Raw genomic sequence first — 3,774 nt, 5'->3', positions numbered from 1 at the left:
CCTTTGGGGGGCTGGCACAGGCGGTCGCCACCAGCAAGGCTTCTTCCTTGCCGGTGAGTTTGCGCTCCGCTCCGGGACGCGGCTCTTCGCTCAGCGCCCGCTCCAGATTGCCTTCCACGAAGCGTCGCTTGGTCCGGTATACGGTCGAGCTGCTCACGCCGACGCTCCTTGCGATCCCCTCGTCGCTGGTCCCGGCATCGGCGGCCAGCAAAATCTGCGCTCGCTTGAGCTTGCGGGACGCATGCTTGCCGCCGCTGAGTAGCGCCCTCAGTTCGGTGCGCTCGATTTGGCTGAGTTCGACCCGATAGCGTACATTCATGGCGTGCCTCCTCGTTCGAGGCACGCACGAACAACTGAATCGGATGGCCGGCGTGAGTCCTTCGACAAAACCCTTCACGCCCACGCAGGGGCAGTATCTGGCTTTTATCCACCTCTATACCCGGCTGCATCGCAGGCCCCCGGCCGAAACCGACATGCAGGAATACTTCCGCGTCAGCCCGCCCTCGGTTCACCAAATGGTGCTGACCCTGGAACGATCTGGCCTCATCAGAAGGCAGCCAAGGACACCTCGCAGCATCGAGGTCCTCGTGGATCCGAAAGACCTGCCGGAGCTAATTTGACAGCCCACCCAACACGTCAAAATCACTGTGCAGAGCAACTAGTCAGGTGAACGCGTAAAGGGCACAAAGCGCACGAGACCGACGACGCGCGTTGTCGTCTCGCTGGGACCGATCTTTTCGACCACCGTGAGCTGCTGAGTGGTGTAAGCAGGCCCGACCGGCATCACCAGCCGGCCACCCACTCTAAGCTGCTCAATCAGAGGCTGCGGCACCTGCCCGAGCGCGGCGGTTACGACGATTGCGTCAAAAGGACTGCATTCCGGCCAGCCAGCATATCCGTCGCCGCGCCGAACGTTTACGTTGTCATAGGCGAGCTCTCTGAGTGTTTTGGCGGCGGCCTCGGCCAATTGCGGGATGATCTCGATGGTGCAGACGTTTCGCGCCAGACGCGCTAGGACAGCGGCCTGATAGCCCGAGCCCGTACCGATTTCGAGCACGACATCATCGGGCGCGACGTTGGCCAGTTGGGTCATCAACGCGACGATCAACGGCTGCGATATGGTCTGGCCGAAGCCGATCGGAACCGGCATGTCCGCGTATGCGATCGAGCAGGAGCGCTCAGGAATGAACAGGTGGCGCTGTGTTTGCCCCATGGCCTCAAGGACCCTCTCCGACGGCTTCTGCTGTCCAAAAACACCGTGGGACCGGGCGTAGCCGCGGATGGTTTCGACCATGGCAGCGCGTTCGCGGACGCATTCTGCGTCCTGCGCGCTCACTTCTCGCAGACCTGCAACGATGGAAATCATCACCAGCAGCAGGGTGTTCATGAGTCGCGCGGCCTTCCCAGCCGCTTCGCGATCAACCCTTTGAACGCAAGGCACCATTGGGCATTTAGCCAGCTCGAACGTAGCCGTAGCGCAGGTTCGAGGGCTCGATGGATGCCGACGCGTATTCATTCTTGAGCGCCGCGAGCCGATCCTCGGAAAACGCCGGCATCCCGGTGTTGTCAGCCGCTTTCATCTTAATCTTGTAGAGCCGGATTGCGTTGCCGGCGAAGATCAGCTGCTTGGTCGGGCTGTTGGCGTCACCGAGCGGCGCAAAGCCGTACTCCTTTTGCATGTCCTCGGGGATTTCCAGCCGGCGCAGCGCCTCAATCTGCCACTGCGGCGACCCGTACCAGACGGAGTCGGTGCCCCACATGACATGGTCGACGCCCATGCCCTTGATCAGCGTGCCGACCAGAGCGGCGCAGAATTTGGGATGCGCCACCGCAGAGTTGGCGAAAGACGTGCCGAGCTCGGCATAGACGTTAGTGACGCCGAACTTCTGCGGGATCTCCGCGAGGTCCGTTGCCCAGCGGATACGGCCGGTCTGCTCGAATTCGGCCCAGGCCTGGTCGGGCAGCTCAAGGAATGGCCGCAACGCCGAGTGGTAGATCACGAAGTTCATCTGCGGCCAATCCTTTGCAGCTTTTCCGATATCCCACGCGGTTGCGTATTCCCACACGCCGGCAAAGGACTTCTCGTAGTCGGGCGGCAGCAGACCCTTGTGGATGCACAGCGTGTTGATGCCGGCCTTCACCGCCTTCTCGTAGAATGGATACATCAGCGGCTCATCATCGAGCCGCCACGGGAATTTGGAGGGTGCCAGCGGGTCACCTATCGTATAGGACTTCCAAGAATCCGGCTTATAGACGGTGATCGCCTTGTCGACCTCCTCCATCCAGCCGGGCTGCTTCGGGGTGATCACGCTGTGCGCCAGCAGCCGCCGAGAGCCGGCGAAATCGTTGATCAACTCGCGGGCCTTGACGATCTGCTCGTTGGAGAGCAGCCACCAGCTCGGGTCGTCGAACGGGGCGCCGCTCAACAGCGCCAGGCTGGTATCGCTGTCGTAGTAAACCTCTTTCACGTAGTTCTCAAATTTGTACCGGCCTAGCGAGGAGACGCCTTCCTCCTTCATCTTCGGGTTCCAGTGCTCGCTCGCAAACTGGCCGAGCCCCAACAGCTCCTTGTGGTCGAACTCGTCGCGCACGAAATGGGTCTGGACGTCGAAGATGAACTGCCCGGCGAGGCTTTGCGCCCGGGCCAGCATTAACTCCGGCTCGCGGGCTTCAGCTGGCGCGACCTGGAAGACGTTGCCGTAGACGTCGTTCATCGCGAGAAATGCTGCAGCCATGCCGCAGCTCGTGCGCATGAATTGCCGGCGGTTCAGACCCAGGTGCCTGCCATTCGCCTCGGCCAGCTCATTGATCCTGGCCTCGACCTTCCTCTGGGTATTACTCTGCGGCGGCGGCAGATACTCGCCATTGGATACGATCTGGGTCGGAATTGGGGTAGCCGCCGATGCTGACTCGGCCCCGGCGACGAGGCGTTGTTCTCGCTCACTAAGCCAAGTGCTCATCCTATCCTCCCTCATCGGTGATCGAATGCGCCGGTCGTTGCCCCCCATGAAGGCTGCACGCCTGTCCCTGCTTGCGGGCGGTTAACAGGACCGACTCGGCATAGCCTCAGATCCCGCTCTAAGAATTGCACCGCAGCGCATGGAGGCGAGTTATTCAATGCTTAAACAGGTCTTACCGCAAGCGACGTAATGCGGCAGACGCACTGTCCCAACACGCAAACCGCCGATCTGAATAGGAAGCGGGCCTGACTACGCCGGCACGACGCCGCTCGAACGGTGCGCGGCGAACGCATTCAAGCGCGGTCCTCCCGCTGACATTGGCACTGGTAGCTTGCGCCAGTGCCCGACGGGCAAATCAAAATCGCGATCTCGTTTCGCGTCGGTGCCGGGAGGCCCGAAGCGACCCGGAAATCTGACGCGCGTGGAAATTAATTTGTTGAATGATCTCAAGCTGATTTGGGACGTCCAGCCACCGGGTGAAAAATATCCCGCTTAAGGCGTCGGGCAAATCAGTGATTTAACTCCGCGCATCTCACCCAAATGAGGGGCGGGTCGCGATCGTCACGAACGTTGCGGTGAGATGCGGTGGACGTAAGCGTCACGACTGACGAGCGTGACGATCACGGACGGCGAAGTCGTGTGGTTCTGGCGCCCCGACGCTGGCGCTAAGTTCTGTTCGTTGAGCAGAGCGACGGTGGCAAGAAAGCCCGGTCACCGGGAAGAGCACGAAGTAAGCTGTAAACCATCGCGCAGGGAAAGCCGGAATGCTTCGGTTGAACCTGTGGTCCTACCCCCGTGCTTTTTGTTGCACGGG

At 61.0% G+C, this 3,774-nt stretch carries 4 protein-coding genes; 1 reads left to right on the top strand and 3 read right to left on the bottom strand.

The genetic code is table 11. The features are described from left to right. A partial coding sequence (locus AAFX91_RS39785; protein WP_394570136.1) for a helix-turn-helix domain-containing protein occupies positions 1–319 on the bottom strand: 319 nt, incomplete at its 3' end. A gap of 52 nt (positions 320–371) precedes the next feature. Here AAFX91_RS39785 and AAFX91_RS39780 point away from each other — a divergent pair. Beyond that, complete coding sequence (locus AAFX91_RS39780; RefSeq protein WP_394570135.1) at positions 372–620, top strand: LexA family protein; 249 nt, start codon at positions 372–374, stop codon at positions 618–620. Positions 621–658: 38 nt separating this feature from the next. Here the strand turns inward: AAFX91_RS39780 and AAFX91_RS39775 are convergent, their stop codons facing one another. Continuing rightward, complete coding sequence (locus AAFX91_RS39775; RefSeq protein WP_394570134.1) at positions 659–1,387, bottom strand: protein-L-isoaspartate(D-aspartate) O-methyltransferase; 729 nt, start codon at positions 1,385–1,387, stop codon at positions 659–661. 64 nt (positions 1,388–1,451) lie between these two features. Then, positions 1,452–2,960, bottom strand: coding sequence for an amidohydrolase family protein (locus tag AAFX91_RS39770; protein ID WP_282532674.1), 1,509 nt, complete (start codon positions 2,958–2,960; stop codon positions 1,452–1,454). Positions 2,961–3,774 lie beyond the last annotated feature (814 nt).

The organism is Bradyrhizobium sp. 31Argb, from assembly GCF_043638955.1.
Lineage (GTDB): Bacteria > Pseudomonadota > Alphaproteobacteria > Rhizobiales > Xanthobacteraceae > Bradyrhizobium.
Note: the sequence above shows the minus strand (reverse complement) of the source record. Positions and strands in the feature narration are given on the sequence as shown.

Excerpts from the sequence above, each read along its gene's own strand:
- AAFX91_RS39770 (WP_282532674.1), bottom strand. The coding sequence starts at position 2,960 with ATGAGCACTTGGCTTAGTGAGCGAGAACAACGCCTCGTCGCCGGGGCC.
- AAFX91_RS39775 (WP_394570134.1), bottom strand. The coding sequence starts at position 1,387 with ATGAACACCCTGCTGCTGGTGATGATTTCCATCGTTGCAGGTCTGCGA.